General features: G+C 56.4%; 13 protein-coding genes. 10 read left to right on the top strand and 3 right to left on the bottom strand.

What is annotated here, in order from left to right; all coding sequences use genetic code 11:
• Positions 1–3 precede the first annotated feature (3 nt).
• Both Q0X23_RS00680 and Q0X23_RS00675 read right to left on the bottom strand, forming a co-directional pair.
• On the bottom strand, positions 4–1,569 hold the full coding sequence (locus Q0X23_RS00680) for a class I adenylate-forming enzyme family protein (RefSeq protein ID WP_297858501.1): 1,566 nt from the start codon (positions 1,567–1,569) through the stop codon (positions 4–6).
• Positions 1,562–2,398, bottom strand: coding sequence for an SDR family NAD(P)-dependent oxidoreductase (locus tag Q0X23_RS00675; RefSeq protein ID WP_297858500.1), 837 nt, complete (start codon positions 2,396–2,398; stop codon positions 1,562–1,564). The genes Q0X23_RS00680 and Q0X23_RS00675 overlap by 8 nt, the downstream gene beginning before the upstream one ends.
• 159 nt (positions 2,399–2,557) lie before the next feature.
• On the opposite strand from Q0X23_RS00675, the gene Q0X23_RS00670 reads away from it, so the two are divergent.
• The 3 genes from Q0X23_RS00670 to speB are packed head-to-tail and all read left to right on the top strand — an operon-like array spanning position 2,558 to position 5,758.
• Entirely contained in the window at positions 2,558–3,751 is a 1,194-nt protein-coding gene (locus Q0X23_RS00670; protein ID WP_297858499.1) for an acyl-CoA dehydrogenase family protein, read from the top strand.
• A gap of 10 nt (positions 3,752–3,761) precedes the next feature.
• Positions 3,762–4,808, top strand: a complete 1,047-nt coding sequence (locus Q0X23_RS00665) for a phosphotransferase family protein (RefSeq protein ID WP_297858498.1) — start codon at positions 3,762–3,764, stop codon at positions 4,806–4,808.
• A 20-nt stretch (positions 4,809–4,828) separates the two neighbouring features.
• Positions 4,829–5,758, top strand: coding sequence for an agmatinase (gene speB, locus Q0X23_RS00660; protein WP_297858497.1), 930 nt, complete (start codon positions 4,829–4,831; stop codon positions 5,756–5,758).
• On the opposite strand, the gene Q0X23_RS00655 is transcribed toward speB, so the two are convergent.
• Positions 5,753–6,748, bottom strand: coding sequence for an integron integrase (locus Q0X23_RS00655; protein WP_297858496.1), 996 nt, complete (start codon positions 6,746–6,748; stop codon positions 5,753–5,755). The genes speB and Q0X23_RS00655 overlap by 6 nt on opposite strands.
• Positions 6,749–6,841: 93 nt before the next feature.
• Here Q0X23_RS00655 and Q0X23_RS00650 point away from each other — a divergent pair, with 93 nt between their 5' ends.
• The 7 genes from Q0X23_RS00650 to Q0X23_RS00625 all read left to right on the top strand — a co-directional run bounded on the left by Q0X23_RS00650 (position 6,842) and on the right by Q0X23_RS00625 (position 15,217).
• Entirely contained in the window at positions 6,842–9,412 is a 2,571-nt protein-coding gene (locus Q0X23_RS00650; protein WP_297858495.1) for an N-6 DNA methylase, read from the top strand.
• A gap of 686 nt (positions 9,413–10,098) precedes the next feature.
• Complete coding sequence (locus Q0X23_RS00645) at positions 10,099–10,728, top strand: transposase (RefSeq protein ID WP_297858494.1); 630 nt, start codon at positions 10,099–10,101, stop codon at positions 10,726–10,728.
• Between the two features lie 54 nt (positions 10,729–10,782).
• A complete protein-coding gene (locus Q0X23_RS00640; protein ID WP_297858493.1) occupies positions 10,783–11,331 on the top strand; it encodes a transposase in 549 nt (182 codons plus the stop codon).
• Positions 11,332–11,702: 371 nt separating this feature from the next.
• Positions 11,703–12,149: a cyclopropane-fatty-acyl-phospholipid synthase family protein gene (locus Q0X23_RS16125; protein WP_374707437.1), complete on the top strand. Its 447-nt coding sequence runs from the start codon at positions 11,703–11,705 to the stop codon at positions 12,147–12,149.
• Between the two features lie 68 nt (positions 12,150–12,217).
• On the top strand, positions 12,218–12,703 hold the full coding sequence (locus tag Q0X23_RS00635) for a gamma-glutamylcyclotransferase family protein (RefSeq protein WP_297858492.1): 486 nt from the start codon (positions 12,218–12,220) through the stop codon (positions 12,701–12,703).
• Positions 12,704–12,892: 189 nt separating this feature from the next.
• On the top strand, positions 12,893–13,918 hold the full coding sequence (locus Q0X23_RS00630) for a hypothetical protein (RefSeq protein WP_374707436.1): 1,026 nt from the start codon (positions 12,893–12,895) through the stop codon (positions 13,916–13,918).
• 660 nt (positions 13,919–14,578) lie between these two features.
• Positions 14,579–15,217 (top strand): dihydrofolate reductase family protein, encoded by a 639-nt coding sequence (locus Q0X23_RS00625; RefSeq protein WP_297858490.1) that lies wholly within the window; start codon positions 14,579–14,581, stop codon positions 15,215–15,217.
• Positions 15,218–15,234: the final 17 nt, after the last annotated feature.

The raw sequence follows: 15,234 nt of genomic DNA, 5'->3' as shown, positions 1-15,234 counted from the left end.
TCTTCAGTGCGGCTTCGCCTCCAGAAGCGCGTGCAGTTTGGCTCGGAGCAGCTTTCCTGCTTGGTTCCTGGGTAGTTCGGTTAGTAGGGTAATGTGGCGCGGCCTCAGGGTTCGAGGAAGATGGGCCTCGAGGTCGCGCTGGATGGCATAGGTCTCCATGCTGTCATGGCCGGGCTTGAGCACCAGAAACAGGTGAAGGGCCTGTCCGTACTCGAGGTCGGGTACCCCTACCACAGCACATTCCTCTGCGTACGGGAGTAGGTTGGTGATGCGCTCTTCTATCTGGGTGGGGAACACCTTCTCACCCCCGCAGATGAGCACTTCGTCGGCTCGGCCTGTCAGGAATAGCCGCCCCTGGGGGTCGAGGTAGCCCAGGTCGCCGGTAGGCGCGATCTGCCCGCCACGCGAGACCCACACCTGGCCTATCTGGCCCCGGGGCAGCTCGTTTTTAACTTCATCCAGAATCTTCAAAGTGACCCCTGGCAAGGGATGGCCCACCGTGCCGGGGGCTTCGAGCAGGTCTTTTGGGGAGGCCAGCGAGATAACGCCGGTCTCGCTCGAGCCGTACAGGTTGTATAGCTTTTGGCCTAACATCGCTAAGGTGCGCAGGACCAGGCTCGGGTTGAGCGGTGCAGAACCGCTGATGACTGCCCGCAGGTGGTTCCCGTGCGACGGGGCTCCTGCTTCCAAAAGCCGGTGCAAGATGGTGGGTACCAGCACCAGTAACTCGATCTTGTGCGCCTGAATTTCTTCCCAAAGGTCTCTAGCGCGGCTTTTGCCCAGGTGAAGCGAGAGGCCTGCGACCAGACATAGCGCCAGCGTAGCGAGCCCATGACCGTGCAAGAGGGGAACAGCCAGCAACACCCGCTGGCCGCTATGGGGCTGCAAATGGAGCAGCAAGCTCGAGATCAGACCCAGGGCTTCTGCAGCCTTAATCCTTCGGCGAACCTCTTTAGCGGGGCCAGTCGTACCGGAAGTGAGCACCGTGAGGCTGCTTTTATGGGGTTTGGGGTGGGTTTTGCCGATAGGGCTCTTTGCGATAAGCTCGGGGGTGTCCTCGAGCGCAAGCAACCGGGGCTGCCCCGTGGCGGGCATGGAGGCCAGGGCTTCTTCTACCAGGGGGCGAAACCCCAGGTCAAAGAGCAGCAAGCCTAAAGGTCGCCTACGCAAAACCACCCGTAGTTGCTCGGGCCCAAACATGGGGTTGAGCAGCACCAGGTTGCATCCCAGTCGCGTGCAGGCCAGAAGGGCCACGATGTATGCTATGCGGTTTCTTCCCAGGATTCCAACCGAATCCATTGCGAAACGTTCCTGTAGCGCCGCGGCCAGGCGGTCGGCGTGCTCAAGCAGTTGTTGAAAGCTCAGGCCTTGCTCACCCTCCACCACCGCCAGACGATTTGGAAAGCGGGCTGCGGCCCAGGCGGCCAGTGTGTATAAGGAGCCCCCAAAGCGCAGCCACAGGGGAACAAGCGAAGCAAGCGAGACCAGCGGCTTCGAACCCAACAGCCCAGATTTTGCAACCAGCCGCAAAAACTGTGCTAAGCCTGAGGGTGAAACGATGCTAGCCATGGCGGTTTTCCCAACTACAAAGCAAATGGTTGACCAGCTTGGGCGCTAGCAAGCTGGCCAGCTCTCCCCACCAAAGCCACCAGGGTGCTACCCGTTCGACCCCCGTCACGAGGGCATAGGCAATGACCTGGGCGGCCTCGAGCGGGCTCAAGGCGGGCATGTTCTGGTAGAAACGGCTGGGTTCAATCATACGGGTACGCACCAGCGGCAGATACACCGAGGAGACCCGGATGTTGTTCGGGCGCACCTCGTTGGCCACACTCCGCAGCCAGGCATCAAAACCGGCCTTGCTGGCCTGGTAGGCTGCCCAGTTGGGGGCGATGGGCAGCCGCGCCGATACCGAGGAAACATTCACAATATGCCCGCCACCCTGCTCAAGCATACGCGGCAGTAGGGCGGTGAGAAGTAAAGACGAACTTATGAGATTAAGCCGCACCAGGCGCCCCAGGTCGTCGCGCTCGAGGGATTTTATCACCCGCCGACGGATGGACTTGCCTGCGTTAGAAATAACTATGTCAATGCGGGGATGATTGTCTAACAGGGTCTTTGCCAGAGCGGCGACCTGATCGGTTGGGTAGAGATCGGTAGGGTAGGCTTGCGCCCGGCCTCCTGCACGCTCCACCCGGTCGCTAATTTCCCTGAGTTTTTCAGCTGTGCGCGCAACCAGCAGCACCTCCGCCCCTGCCTGAGCCAGGAGGAGGGCGGCGGCCTCCCCGATACCATAGGAAGCACCGGTGATGAGCACGGTTCTGCCTTGCACCTTCTTCTCGAGGCGCTCCAACTGCGTACAGCGCGGCAATGCGAGCAGCAACCGAGCGAGCGCCGGCATAGATAATGGTATTTTAGCAGCCGTACCAGTAGAAAAAGACGCTTAGACGCGCCTTTTGCCGCCCTCTGGCAGCTCCTTTGCGCTGCGTAGTATGGTGTAAACAGCGACATGCCTGTGCCACTCGGTCTGCCTGCGAGCAAGCTGATACACTGTGGCCTAATGACCGCACAAGCCACCGACATGACTTTAGAAGTGCGTGCTTTTGTACAAAGCGAAATCCTGCCGCTGGAAGCTATTTTTCTAAAGCACGGTTTCAAGGCCGTGCTGCCTGAACTCCACAAGGTTCGCCAGAAGGTCAGGGCCCAGGGCTGGTGGCTGCCCCCGCTGCACCCGCCCCTGGGTATGGGATTAAGCCTGACCGAGTTTGCCCGGCTCTCCGAAGAACTGGGCCGAAGCCCGTTGGGCCACTACGCCTTCAACACGCAAGCCCCCGACATCGGCAATATGGAAGTCTTGCTCAAGCATGGCACCCTCGAGCAAAAAGAGCGCTTCCTGAAGCCCCTTGCGGCGGGCGAAATCCGCAGCTCTTTTGGCATGACCGAGCCCGAATACCCCGGCTCCAACCCGGTCTGGATGAACACCACCGCGGTGCTCGAGGGCGACCACTGGGTGCTCAATGGCCACAAATGGTACACCACCGGCTTCGAGGGTTCGGCCTTCTGCATCGTGATGTGTATTACCGACCCCGATCAGCCCAATCCCTACGCCCGGGCCAGCCAGATTATCGTCCCTACCGATAGCCCCGGCTTCCAGCACGTGCGCAAAATTTCGGTGATGGGCGAACCGGGCGAGGACTGGATGAGCCACTCGGAGATCCGGCTCCAAGGCGTGCGGGTGCCCAAAGAAAACCTGCTGGGCCAGCGGGGCCGGGGCTTCGCCATCGCGCAAGAGCGGCTGGGGCCGGGGCGCATCCACCACTGTATGCGCTGGATTGGCATTGCCCAGCGCAGCTTCGAGCTGATGTGCGAACACGCGGCCCGGCGCGAACTGGCCCCCGGCAAGCCCTTGGGCTCGCGGCAGGCCATCCAGCACATGATCGCCGATTCCAAGGCTGAAATTCACGCCGCCCGGCTGATGGTGCTGGACGCTGCCGAGAAGGTCGAGCGGCAGGGAGCTGAAGGGGCGCGGGTGGAAATTTCGCTCATCAAGTTCTTTGTGGCGGGGGTTTTGCAGCGGGTGCTGGATCGGGCCATTCAGGTGCACGGCGGCCTGGGGATGTCCGACGACCTGCCGCTATCGTTCTTCTACCGCCACGAGCGGGCCGCTCGCATCTACGATGGGGCCGACGAGGTGCACAAGACCGTGGTAGCCCGGGCTGTGCTGAAGGAGTATGGCCTCGAGGTTTCCCTGTAATTTTAGTACCATGACCGACCAACCCGCCGCCATCCGACCCGGCGAAAAGCTGGACATAGCCCGGCTGCAAAGTTATTTGCTGGAAAACTTGCCTGGGGCAAAGGGAAATCTGGAGGTCTTGCAGTTTCCCCGCGGCTTCTCCAACCTCACCTACCTGCTGCGGCTGGGCGAGCAGGAGCTGGTGCTGCGCCGCCCGCCTTTTGGGGCCAACATCAAAACCGCCCACGACATGGGCCGGGAGTACCGCATTCTTTCGGCCCTGAAGCCGGTCTACCCTAAGGTTCCTAGGCCCTTGCTGTACTGCCCGGACGCCTCGGTGATCGGGGCCCCGTTTTACCTGATGGAGCGGCTGCACGGGGTCATCCTACGCAACGAGCCCCCTCGAGGGCTCACGCCCGAAGTCATGCGGGGCGTCTCGTACGCGCTGGTAGATGCCCTGGTCGAACTCCATACGCTCGATTACCAAAAAGCCGGGCTGGCCGATCTGGGAAGGCCCAGGGGGTATGTATCCCGCCAAGTCTCGGGCTGGTCGCAACGCTATCAGAACGCCCGCACCGACGATATCCCCGGCCTAGAACGGGCCATGGCTTGGCTCGCGAAAAACCTTCCTACCGAATCTGGCGCGGCGCTCATCCACAACGACTTTAAGTACGACAACCTGATGCTGGCCCCGGACGATCTGACCCGGGTGATCGCCGTGCTGGACTGGGAGATGGCCACCCTGGGCGACCCTTTGATGGATTTGGGCACCACCCTGGGTTACTGGGCTGAAGCGGGCGACCCACCGGGGCTGGTAAGCTTTGGACTGACCCATGTGCCAGGTAACCTGACCCGGGCCGAACTGGTCGCGGCCTATGCCGAGCGCACTGGCGCAGATGTTTCCAACGTGGTCTTCTACTACGTTTTTGGGCTGTTTAAGGTGGGGGTTATCATGCAGCAGATCTATGCCCGCTACAAGCAGGGCTTGACCCAGGATGCCCGTTTCGGCGCGCTGATTCATCTGATCCGTGAGATAGGTCTGATGATCAACCGGGCGATCGACACCGGTAAAGTGTGACGGCAACATAGACTATCCCCATGCGCAGCAGCGAGTTGCCCTTCACCGGCCCCGCCACCTTCCTCAAAGCCCCCCACCGCTCCCTCTTGGAGCCCTGGACGGCCGATGTGGGCTTTCTGGGCCTGCCCTACGACTTCGCGGTGGGCTACCGCCCCGGTGCCCGTTTCGCCCCCAACGCCTTGCGTGAGGCCAGCGGCCGCTATGCCCCCGGCCTCGAGGGCTACTTCGACCTCGAGACCGAGACCTACCGCCTGCAGGGCCTGAGCCTGGTGGACGCGGGCGACGTGGATCCGGCCCAGCTCGAGTACGCCGAGTCCTTCCGCCGCATCACCGAGGCCGCCCGCACCCTCAGGAAGCGGGTGCGGTTGCCCGTGTTCGTGGGCGGCGACCACTCGGTGAGCTACCCCGTGCTGCGAGCCTACGACGACCTGGCGGAGCTGTACGTAGTCCAGCTCGATGCCCATCTGGACTTCTCGGACAGCCGCAACGGGACGAAATATTCCAACTCTTCTCCCTTCCGCCGCGCTGCCGAGGACGTGCCGGGCCTGAAGCACATCACCGCCATTGGCCTGCGGGGCTTGCGCACCAACCCCGAGGCCTACCGAGCGGCCAAGGCCAGGGGCCACACCCTGGTCAGCGCCGCTAGGGTGCGCGAAGACCTGCCCTGGGTGCTGGGTCAGCTTCCCCAGGGCAAGAAGGTTTATATCAGCTTCGACGCCGACGTGCTCGACCCCTCGATAATGCCCGGCACCAGCAGCCCGGAGGTGGAGGGGTTGAGCTACGCTGAGGCCCTGGCGGTAGTGCGGAGGACTATCACGCGCAACGAGCTGGTGGGCTTTGATCTGGTCGAGCTTGCGCCGAATTTGGACTCGAGCGGGCTTAGTTCGCTGGTAGGAGCGCGGCTCTTGGCGGAGGTGCTGGCGGTGTGGGGGCCTGAGGTAGCCCTATGAATCGAGCGGGCTGCGAACGCCCCTTGCACCCTGGCTCAAGACGTGCGTGTAAACCATGGTGGTTTTTACGTCCTTATGGCCTAATAGCTCCTGCACGGTGCGGATATCGTAACCTGACTCCAGCAAGTGGGTGGCGAAGCTGTGGCGCAGGGTGTGGACGCTGGCGTGCTTATGAATACCTGCTGCGCGTACGGCTTTTTTCATGGCGCGTTGCACTGTGTGCTCTAGCAGATGATGCCGCCCTACCCGTCCCGTGCGGGGGTCTTTTGAACGATGAGCCGCAGGAAATACATACTGCCAGCCCCACTCCTTGGCCGCGTTGGGGTATTTACGAGCCAGAGCGTAGGGCATCTCGACCTCACCGAAGCCTTCTTCCAGGTCTAGCTGGTGCATACGCCGGGCGTACTCGTGCTGCCGGTGGAGCGCCGGAACCAGTTTGCGTGGGAGCATGGTTCGCCGATCTCGCTCACCCTTGCCATCCCGAACTGTAACCTCTAGCCGCTCGAAATCCAAATCCTTCACCCGCAGGCTCAGGCATTCGGACAGGCGCATCCCGGTTCCATACAGCAGGCTCAAAATCAGATGGTGGATGCCCGAAGCACGAGATAAAACCTGCTCTACCTCGCCACGGGTGAACACCACCGGAACCCGCCGAGAGCGCCTGGCCCTTTCAATGTTCTCGATGTCGGGTAGGTTGACTTTCAGCACCTGGCGGTACAAGAAGAGCAGCGCCGATAGGGCTACGTTCTGGGTAGAGGCCGCCACGTTGTTCTTGGTAGCCAAGTGGGATAGGTAAGCCCGGATTTCCTCGACCCCCATCTCGTTTGGGTGGCGCTTGCCGTGAAAGCGAATGAAGTCTAATATGTAATACACATACGAGGTTTCCGTGCGTCGGCTCATATGCTTGAGCCTCAGAACATTGCGAATCTCGTTGAGAAAGGGGGAAGTTTTGGGCGAGTACCGTTTTTGGCTATGGGAAACATCCGACATATCGGATAACATCCTAGTACGGGGTGTTATAGGACAGCGTGACATTTAATCACTAGTTATGCCGCTTAATTCATTCAAGCAAGGTGTAGGTCAATGAAAATACGCCCTTTTTATCGTATTCCACCAGAAGATTGGCTTCTTACGACAAATGCCGATGTTGCCACTGCTCAAAGGAAAGCCATAGAGAATCCCCAAATGGACGAGCGGGACATCGAAGAGTATGTTCGTCAGTGGGTTCTTCGTGAACTGATTGAAACGTATGGTTACCCTAGAGAGTGGCTCGGCGAGCGAATTATCGTTGAAGAAACTGTTCAAATGGCAACGATGGAGAAGGAAGCCGATATTTCCATAAAGAATGAAAGGGGTAAAACGTATTTATTCATTGAGACAAAGAACTCTGGCATATCTTATGCTGAATTTGGGAAAGCAGAGAGACAATTAGAGGGCTACCTTTCTGCTACGCATACAGCCACTATTGGCATGGTTACTGATGGAACACCAGCCAGAACCAGAGTTAAGTTAAAGAAAATAGACCCAAATGATTTTGATTACATTCCGGATATTCCATCCTACGAGTCGGGCGAACTCCGGCAAAAAGTGAAACTGGTTCGAGAAATCCCAGATTACCCAACGAAAGGGAAAAGGACAGGTCTAAAACCCATAGACGAAAGATATACGGATATTCTTTTTCAGTGTCACAGTGCCATCCGTTCTATTGATAACCTGCACGATGATGAAAGTCTCGATGAATTGTGCAAAGTTATTTATGCGAAGATTTATGATGAACGCATGACCATTCAAAAAGAAGTTGGAACAGCGTTTGTCTTCCAAACTTACGGTGGAAATACTGAAGAAATAGCGTCGAATATTCGCGACCTATACGATGAAGCACGCAGGAGCGACCTCGAAACATATACTCAACGCATTCCAAATTACGAAAGGTCGCGCGGAGTTTTCAAAGACCAAATCAGACTAAGCAGTGCCGCGCTTCTTCGTGTTGTTGAGCTCTTGCAGGAATATAGTTTTATTGATAGCACTACTGATATAAAAGGACAAGCATTTCAGCAGGTAATTGGTACAGCCGTACGTTCTGGCATGGGGCAATATTTTACCCCTGACCCTGTTGTTAGAATGATTGTTGAAATGATTGACCCCAAACCACACGAGATGATACTTGACCCTTTCTGTGGCAGTGGTCACTTTTTGACTGTATCACTCGAATATGTGGAGAAAAAATATAAGGGCAAGATTGACGATTACTTTTACAGACAATTCGCTTTCTTTCACTTGCACGGGATTGAGAAAGACCCCAAGATGGTTCGGATTGCTATGACCGACATGATGTTGCATGATGATGGTCATAGCAACATTCGTTGTACTGATGCCTTGTTAAGTTTTGATAATTATCCAGATATAAAGGCCCTTGCTGGCGAAGATAATACAAGCCCAGAAGTATTCCATGTGGCAATGACTAATCCCCCGTTTGGTGCATTACTGACGGGAGAAGTAATGCAAATACTTGGTAGGTTTGAACTTGGAAAAGGACGGGATTCATTACCTCTAGAAATTCTCGGCTTGGAAAGAACCCTTCAATTCTTACGCCCTGGTGGACGAATGGCTATTGTTCTTCCCCAGAGCATACTGACAAACACGTGGATGAAATTCGTACGCGATTTTATTTTGGACTCCTGTCGAGTTGATGCTATCGTATCTCTACCGCCACAAACTTTTGCCCCATTTAAGGGAGTAGGGAAAGCGAGTGTACTATTCCTGACCAAGAAAAAAGTCAAGAATCCGTCTTTGGATTATCCTGTTTTTATCTCTATTGCCAGGCATGTCGGTTACGATAACACAGGCAGAACTGATCCAAGAAATGATTTGCCCCTAATTGTCGAAGATTATGAGAAATACCAACACGGTCAGACAAATCTTTCGCGTCTTTCTTTTGTTGTAAACGCAACCCAATTGACCGCTGGTTTTGCTCCAGAATTGTTCGTTGGAAGTAGTGGGGCAAAAGGATGGCAAACAAAAACGTTGGATGAACTTTGTGATGGTGTGATTTTCAGTGGCACAACCCCTCCGCGCAATGCTTATACTGATTCTGGCATCCGAATTATTAAGTTTCGGAACATTACAAATCGTGGAATTGATTGGAGTTTGAATGAAAGAGCCTTCGTAACTGAAGATTTTTACCAAAAGAATATCGCTAAAAGGGTTCAAATAGGTGATATTGTTGTTGGAACAGCCGCACACCACCCTAAATATATAGGCGCTGAGGTCGATATTGTGGATTACATTCCAGAAGAATATCAAGGCAAAGTAATGTGCGTTGCAGAGATTATGGTCATTAGGGTAAATCCTGAAAAAATAGACCCCTATTACGTCCTTATGTATCTACGAACTGAAGATGGGTATCGCGCGTTCCAACGATGTATTAGGGGACAGACTGCGCACATTTACCCAAAAGATGTGAAACAGATACAAATTCCCATACCACCTGATGAAGAAAAAGAATCGTTGAATGCAATTATTGAAGCCATAAAAGACGGGTTGAAAAAACGTAGGGAATTTGAAGAAACGTATACTAAAGCGACTATCGCGTTTCTAGAATACATCGGTATCGAACCGAGCGAAATAGAACAAAGCACTGCAACCAGTGAGTAGGGCGGCATAACAAGCGTTTCCAGCCGACCCGCTCCGCTTCGCTACGCGGGCGGCTGAAACGCAAGCCGTTGGGCCGCTTGTGTTTTTAGGTGAGGTATGAGTAGAAGTACGATAACCGTTGTTTTTGGGTATCTCCCAGGCATTGATGAATCAAGAGATTGACCCACCCCTGAAAAGGTCGTCATAAAGAAGAACCGTGCCGAGAGTCCTTGCAAAGGATCCGGTCAGCACGGTACTTCTGTACGATGTTTGAAGACGTACAGTGTAGTTTATCGCGTTTGCAACAATGGGAACAAGGCTATGTGTTGGGCTTGCTGCAATCAGCCCATAAAACCCCCAGCGCGATAGCAGCCAGTGGAACGATAGGGTATAGCCCCAGCTATAGCTGTCGCCTGCTACGACAAGAAGCCAAACCCCACCAGTCCAGTCGAGAGCGACGGTTGGAAGCAGCCCCCAAGGGGATGTACCTGGGGGTGGACTTGGTTCCCGTAGCCCATCAAGGATGTTGGATCGAGGGCGTGGATCGGGTGTACTCCAGCAGTGATAAAGCTCCGGTGTGGGGACATAACCTGCTGTCATGTGGGCTGGTTGGATATGGGAAACTTCCCTACCCATTGAGTCTGGAGGGTTTCCCCACCAAGCCCATGAGTTCGGAGGTATACCCGTACCGAACCCCTGGTGAGGCGATGTGGCAGGTAGTCGAGGCCATCCGCAAGAATGGTAATGGTTATAGCCTCGCAGGCGTGGTGTTCGACAACCAGTTTGCGGGTAAGGCTTACCTCGCCAAGCTCTACCAGCACAACATACCTTTCGTAGCTCGGGCCAGACTGAATCAAAAGGTCGAACATGCAGGAAAGCAACGATCTATCCGAGAACTGGGTGAGCACTATCCACCCGGTAAAGCCCGCTATTACAAGCGTTTTGGCTGGTATGTCAAACGCATCAAGATCACCTTGGCCGATGTGGGTCGACTGGATATGCTGCTGATTTGGCTACCCCAGCCAGCAGGTTTCAAGCTGATGGCCCTCTTCTCCACCCTGGATGCAGGCATTCAAGAAGTCCTTGCCGCCTGGAAAGCTCGTTGGGATCTGGAGCGGGTGCATCGCCTGCTCAAACAGAACCTGGGTTTATCCAAATGCCTCTCTCGTTCCTATGCTGCTCAACTCAAACATGCTGACCTTGCCATCGAGGCCCTACACCTTATTCGACAGCAAAAACAACTACATCCAGATCTTTCTTGGCGCACAGCACAGCACAATGCCGCAAAAACCCTCAAATCCCAGCTACTGACCGTACTCCCTGCCCTTTCAGCCTGACTTTATGCCCTTTTTTTGATACTTTTCACTACAGTTCAATCTCTTGTTTACGGATTGCGCTTGCACGCCCAGGTGGACGACCGGGGCTATTTGCGCCGGGTGCTGTTGCGCCCAGCCCAGGAGCATGATGTCACGGTGGCCGTGCGGCTGCTACGGGGGTTGAAGTATGTGGTGGTCACGGGAGACAGGGGCTACCTGAGCCGAGGGCTCAAGGCGGAGGTGGCCCGGCAGGGGGTGGATCTGATTGCCCGGCATAAGCGGAACATGCGACCCCATAGCCAGCGGGAGCGGTGCCTGTTGAGAGGGCATCGGATCATCGAGAGCGTCTTTTCCAGCCTGGATCGACTGGGGCTGAGCGAACGCCCCTACCGCAAGACCCGGGGGCTGATCTTTCACATCTATGCGGTATTGCTGGGCTACGGTCTGCGCATGCGGATGGAGCACGACCCTGCCTGGAAGCTCCTGATCTCTTATGGGCGCAGGCTGGAGATAGGGTGGGGTTGTTTTTCCGAATTGGGGTTAACTCTTTCGAGCAGCTTAAAGAGTATCTTGTTCGCAAAGGGCCAGATGAGTCTGTCCCTCCTTACTGGATTGAGTTTTTGAATGGTGGTAATGTCGCTGGCTACCTAGAAACAGAGTGGTATGTTAGGTGCGGCGGCCCTTCACCCTATCACGACACTTACACATTTTCAGTTTATATTCCTAACGATAGAGATCCCAATCAAGAAAAACTTCGCACTCTTAGCGAACGATTTGGTCTGAAGTTAGAGAAGTTAATTACGGGTGAAGAAGTGCCCAGAAATGTTTCTTTATGGAGCCGAATAAAATCATGGTTGTCTTGACTCGGTCGCGGCACAACCAGGCACTGCACGTGATAAAACGCGCCGGCCTTTGGCCGTCACGTTTTACACGTGAGTTTGGTCGTTGGGCCGCGGAAAGAATCATTTCGCGATGCCGAAAGGAGCACAAACCGAATGACCGGTGACATATCTCCCAGACTTGCTGAGATCGTCGAGGCTCTGCCATTGCGGCCTGGTCTTCGAGTGCTGGAGATTGGGTGCGGCCCGGGCGTTGCCGCACGTGCCATAGCACGTCGGATTGGGAACGGGCATGTTCTGGGCATAGACCGATCAGCCAAGGCTATTGCGCAAGCCGTGGCAGGTTCGGGGTCTGAGATCGCTTCTGGTCGCTTGAGCTTTCGTCAGGTCGCTGTCGAGGACTTCGTGCTCCAGGAAGGCGAGAAGCCCTATGACATTGCGTTTGCGGTACGAGTCGGCGCACTTGACGGGCGGCATCCAGAGTTAGAGCGTGCGGCACTTAATCGCATTGCTCACGCTCTGGTCAAAGATGGACGTCTTTTCCTAGATGGCGGTGATCCCCTTCGGGAGGTTGCGCTACCGCGGCCTAACAACCGGTTGTAGCGGACGGCACTGAGGCGCCACCACTGATGCAGGGCGTTAGGACGAAGAGAAAGACTGAGGAGTCCACCGTGAACGATCAGTGGTACTTCGCCTATGGCAGCAATCTCTCGCGGCGCCAGATGGAGCAGCGCACGGGACCTATCAGGGAGGCTCGGCAAGCTCGGCTCGATGGATACCGGCTGGCGTTCAACAAGCGCGGTAGCGATGGCACAGGCAAGGCGAACATTGTTCCAGATGGAGGTGCGACTGTCTGGGGCATTGTGTACCTGTGCCGTCCTGATGCTCTCCGCGAGATGGACGAGCACGAGGGAGTTGCGGGCGGACATTATGCGCGATACGGGATTCGCATCCGACTTGACGATGGCGATGAGTTGGATGCTGTGACATACGTTGCCGGAAAGGCGTTTATCGACGACTCGCTCACTCCGAGCGCCAGGTACCTTGCGACCATCCTCGATGGGGCAAGACAGCATCTGCTTCCGGACGACTACATCCGCAGCATCGAGGCGTTGGCGAGACCACGGAGCGCATCAGATGTGCAGCGCACGGCCTAATGGCAGCCCGTTACCCTGATTCGGAAAAGAAGACATCAACAGAAGTTTCAGGCCACCCCGCCCTTCCTTCAGGCAAGGGATATTGTAGCCCCGAGTCTTGAAAAAGGTCGGTAGCTACGCCATCCCTGTTCGGTGTCAAGAGAACAGCTTCATACTACACCTTTTGAACAGGCCTACATCACCGGCCTGTTGACCCTCGAACACAAGAGCTTGCGGGAGATGGGGCGCAAGGGTCTCCTCCCCTGCCACCCCCACCACGCTGCCTATCGCCTGACCTTAGATCCCCATCCCTACCAGGCCCACCTCGCCCGCCGCCTCCAGCAGGCCCCTCAGGGCTGGGCACTGGCGGTAGACGAGGTGGTGGTACCCAAGGAAGGCCTGCTTATCCAGGGCTTGAGCCGTATCTGGGCCACCAGCGAGAAGCGGGTGGTCTGGGGTTTACGCTTCCTGTCTTTGAGCCTGGTGGCTGGGTCGCACGATCCCTATCCCCTGGGTCTATGGCCGCTGCCGACTGAACCCATGGCAACCCAGGACTACCCCTACCGCTCCCCTACCCAGGCCAGCCTGCAAGCCTTGCAGCGGGTGCTACAAACTGGATACTGCCCCAAGGTTCTGCTGGGTGACGCCCGCATGCTTAAAGCCAGCACCCATCCCGCTCTTTTGTCCATGGGGATAGGGGCGGTGCACCGGGTACGTAAAGACCTGAAGGTCAGTTACCAGGGCCAATGGCTGCGAGCCGATGAACTGGCGGCCCGGTATAAGCCGGGCACTGGGGCGCGCTACTACCGGCGCTTTGGTCTGTACGCTAAACGCTTACGGGTGGAGCGGGCCGAAGCGGGTGCGGTAGACCTGTTGCTTCTGTGGCGGGGGAAGGATACGGGATGGGAGCTTGTGGTCTTGCTCTCCAGCCTGCAAGGAGCCGGGGTACAGGAGGTGCTGGCTTACTGGAAGGCACGCTGGAAGCAGGAGGTCGGGCACAAGGGGCTGAAAGCGCTGGGCCTGGGGCAGTGCCAGGCCCGTAGCTATGCCAGTCAGCTCAAACATGCCGACCTGGCGGTAGAAGGGTATCTGCTGCTGTGGGCAGAGCGACAAAGGGAACCCACCCTTAGTTGGCGACAGGCGAGAGAGCGGGCGGGAGCATGGCTCAAGGAGCGCTTGTTTACCGAGCTTTCTGCTACATCTCCTGGCAGCGAGCAGGTTGGGAAGGCGGGATAGAGGGATGGGTGAAAGTTCTGATCAAGTTCCCTCCACTCCTCCAACCTGTAACCGCCAAGGGGCTAGCCTCCACTAAGTACAACAACGTTAGGAATTTGCTCTACCCGAAAAGGGGAGCCCATAAGCTGCGCCGCTTTAAAGACCGGCCACTTCTTTCACCGAGACCGTCACCACAAAAATCTAACGTGGGCGCACTTAGCTTGAAGGAACCTGCCGCATAGTTATCCGACCCAGTACCGCAGCGGCTGCGGGACATTGCTTGCTGCCTATTTTCATGGACTGGCAAAAGCATTCACGACTTTGTGCAAGCCAATGTCTGCTCTGAAGTTTGCTTGTCAGATAAACTGGTGCCGACAGCGCTACCCCTCGAGCACAACCCTATGTTCCCTACAAAAACTAAATAAAAGCTTTTTCGGTTTTTTGCTTTAAAGAGATATTTGACGCAAGCGCAAAGAGAGCTTATTCTGTAATAAACATAAGGGCCGGCTGTGCTCTGACGCCGGGGCTTTAGCGTTAGCAGCATGGCGAGGAAGGGGGACGTTTGGGTGAGTACCGATGCCGGTTTGAGGATGCACTTTCTTGCTCTGGCCGGTTGGGGTGGTTGTGGGTGTGTTATCGGTCGGACACTGGCTGGTTTCGTAGGGTTGTAAGGGAGGCATCGTGAGCAAGGTATTTGTAAACATCAGTTTGAGCCTGGACGGCTATATGGCCCCGGAAGGCATGACCATGGAGAATTGGGACAGGCCCGAGTACATGGACTGGGGCGCTAAGTGGGGCGCGTTGATGGGCTGGGCCCTGAATCAACAGTACCTGAGGGAGAAGCTTGGGTTTGGCCCGGGCGGCGAGACCGGTCCAGTGAACGATATGCTTCGCCGCACCTTCGAGCGCACCGGTGCGCACATCATGGGTAAGCGCATGTTCGACGGCGGCGAGCGCGGCTGGCCGGAGGAGGCCCCGTTTCACACCCCGGTCTACGTGCTCACCCACCAGCAGCGCGAACCCTGGGTTCGGCCTGGGGGCACCACGTTTTACTTTGTCAATGAGGGGCCAGAGCGGGCGCTCGAGCTGGCCCGGCAAGCCGCCAACGGGCGGGATATTCGCATCTCGGGCGGCGCAGATGTGATCCAGCAGTACCTGAACCTGGGGGCGGTAGACGAACTGGAAATCGCCTTGGTTCCGGTGCTGTTCGGTGCCGGCCGGCGTCTGTTCGAGCATTTGCAGGAGCCCCTGGCGCGCTTTCAGATCGATAAGGTTCTCGATACGCCCGGCGTCACCCATCTGCGCTACGTGCGCGCCTAGAGGTCAAACCAGTGCTC

Origin of the sequence: Meiothermus sp. (genome assembly GCF_026004115.1) — a bacterium.
Taxonomy (GTDB): Bacteria; Deinococcota; Deinococci; order Deinococcales; family Thermaceae; genus Meiothermus.
This window is presented reverse-complemented; position numbering and strand designations above follow the sequence as displayed.

Coding starts and splice junctions, on each gene's coding strand:
- Q0X23_RS00655 (WP_297858496.1), bottom strand. CDS start 6,748: ATGTCGGATGTTTCCCATAGCCAAAAACGGTACTCGCCCAAAACTTCC.
- Q0X23_RS00675 (WP_297858500.1), bottom strand. CDS start 2,398: ATGCCGGCGCTCGCTCGGTTGCTGCTCGCATTGCCGCGCTGTACGCAG.
- Q0X23_RS00680 (WP_297858501.1), bottom strand. CDS start 1,569: ATGGCTAGCATCGTTTCACCCTCAGGCTTAGCACAGTTTTTGCGGCTG.
- Q0X23_RS00670 (WP_297858499.1), top strand. CDS start 2,558: ATGACCGCACAAGCCACCGACATGACTTTAGAAGTGCGTGCTTTTGTA.
- Q0X23_RS16125 (WP_374707437.1), top strand. CDS start 11,703: ATGACCGGTGACATATCTCCCAGACTTGCTGAGATCGTCGAGGCTCTG.
- Q0X23_RS00650 (WP_297858495.1), top strand. CDS start 6,842: ATGAAAATACGCCCTTTTTATCGTATTCCACCAGAAGATTGGCTTCTT.
- Q0X23_RS00645 (WP_297858494.1), top strand. CDS start 10,099: ATGTGGCAGGTAGTCGAGGCCATCCGCAAGAATGGTAATGGTTATAGC.
- Q0X23_RS00665 (WP_297858498.1), top strand. CDS start 3,762: ATGACCGACCAACCCGCCGCCATCCGACCCGGCGAAAAGCTGGACATA.
- speB (WP_297858497.1), top strand. CDS start 4,829: ATGCGCAGCAGCGAGTTGCCCTTCACCGGCCCCGCCACCTTCCTCAAA.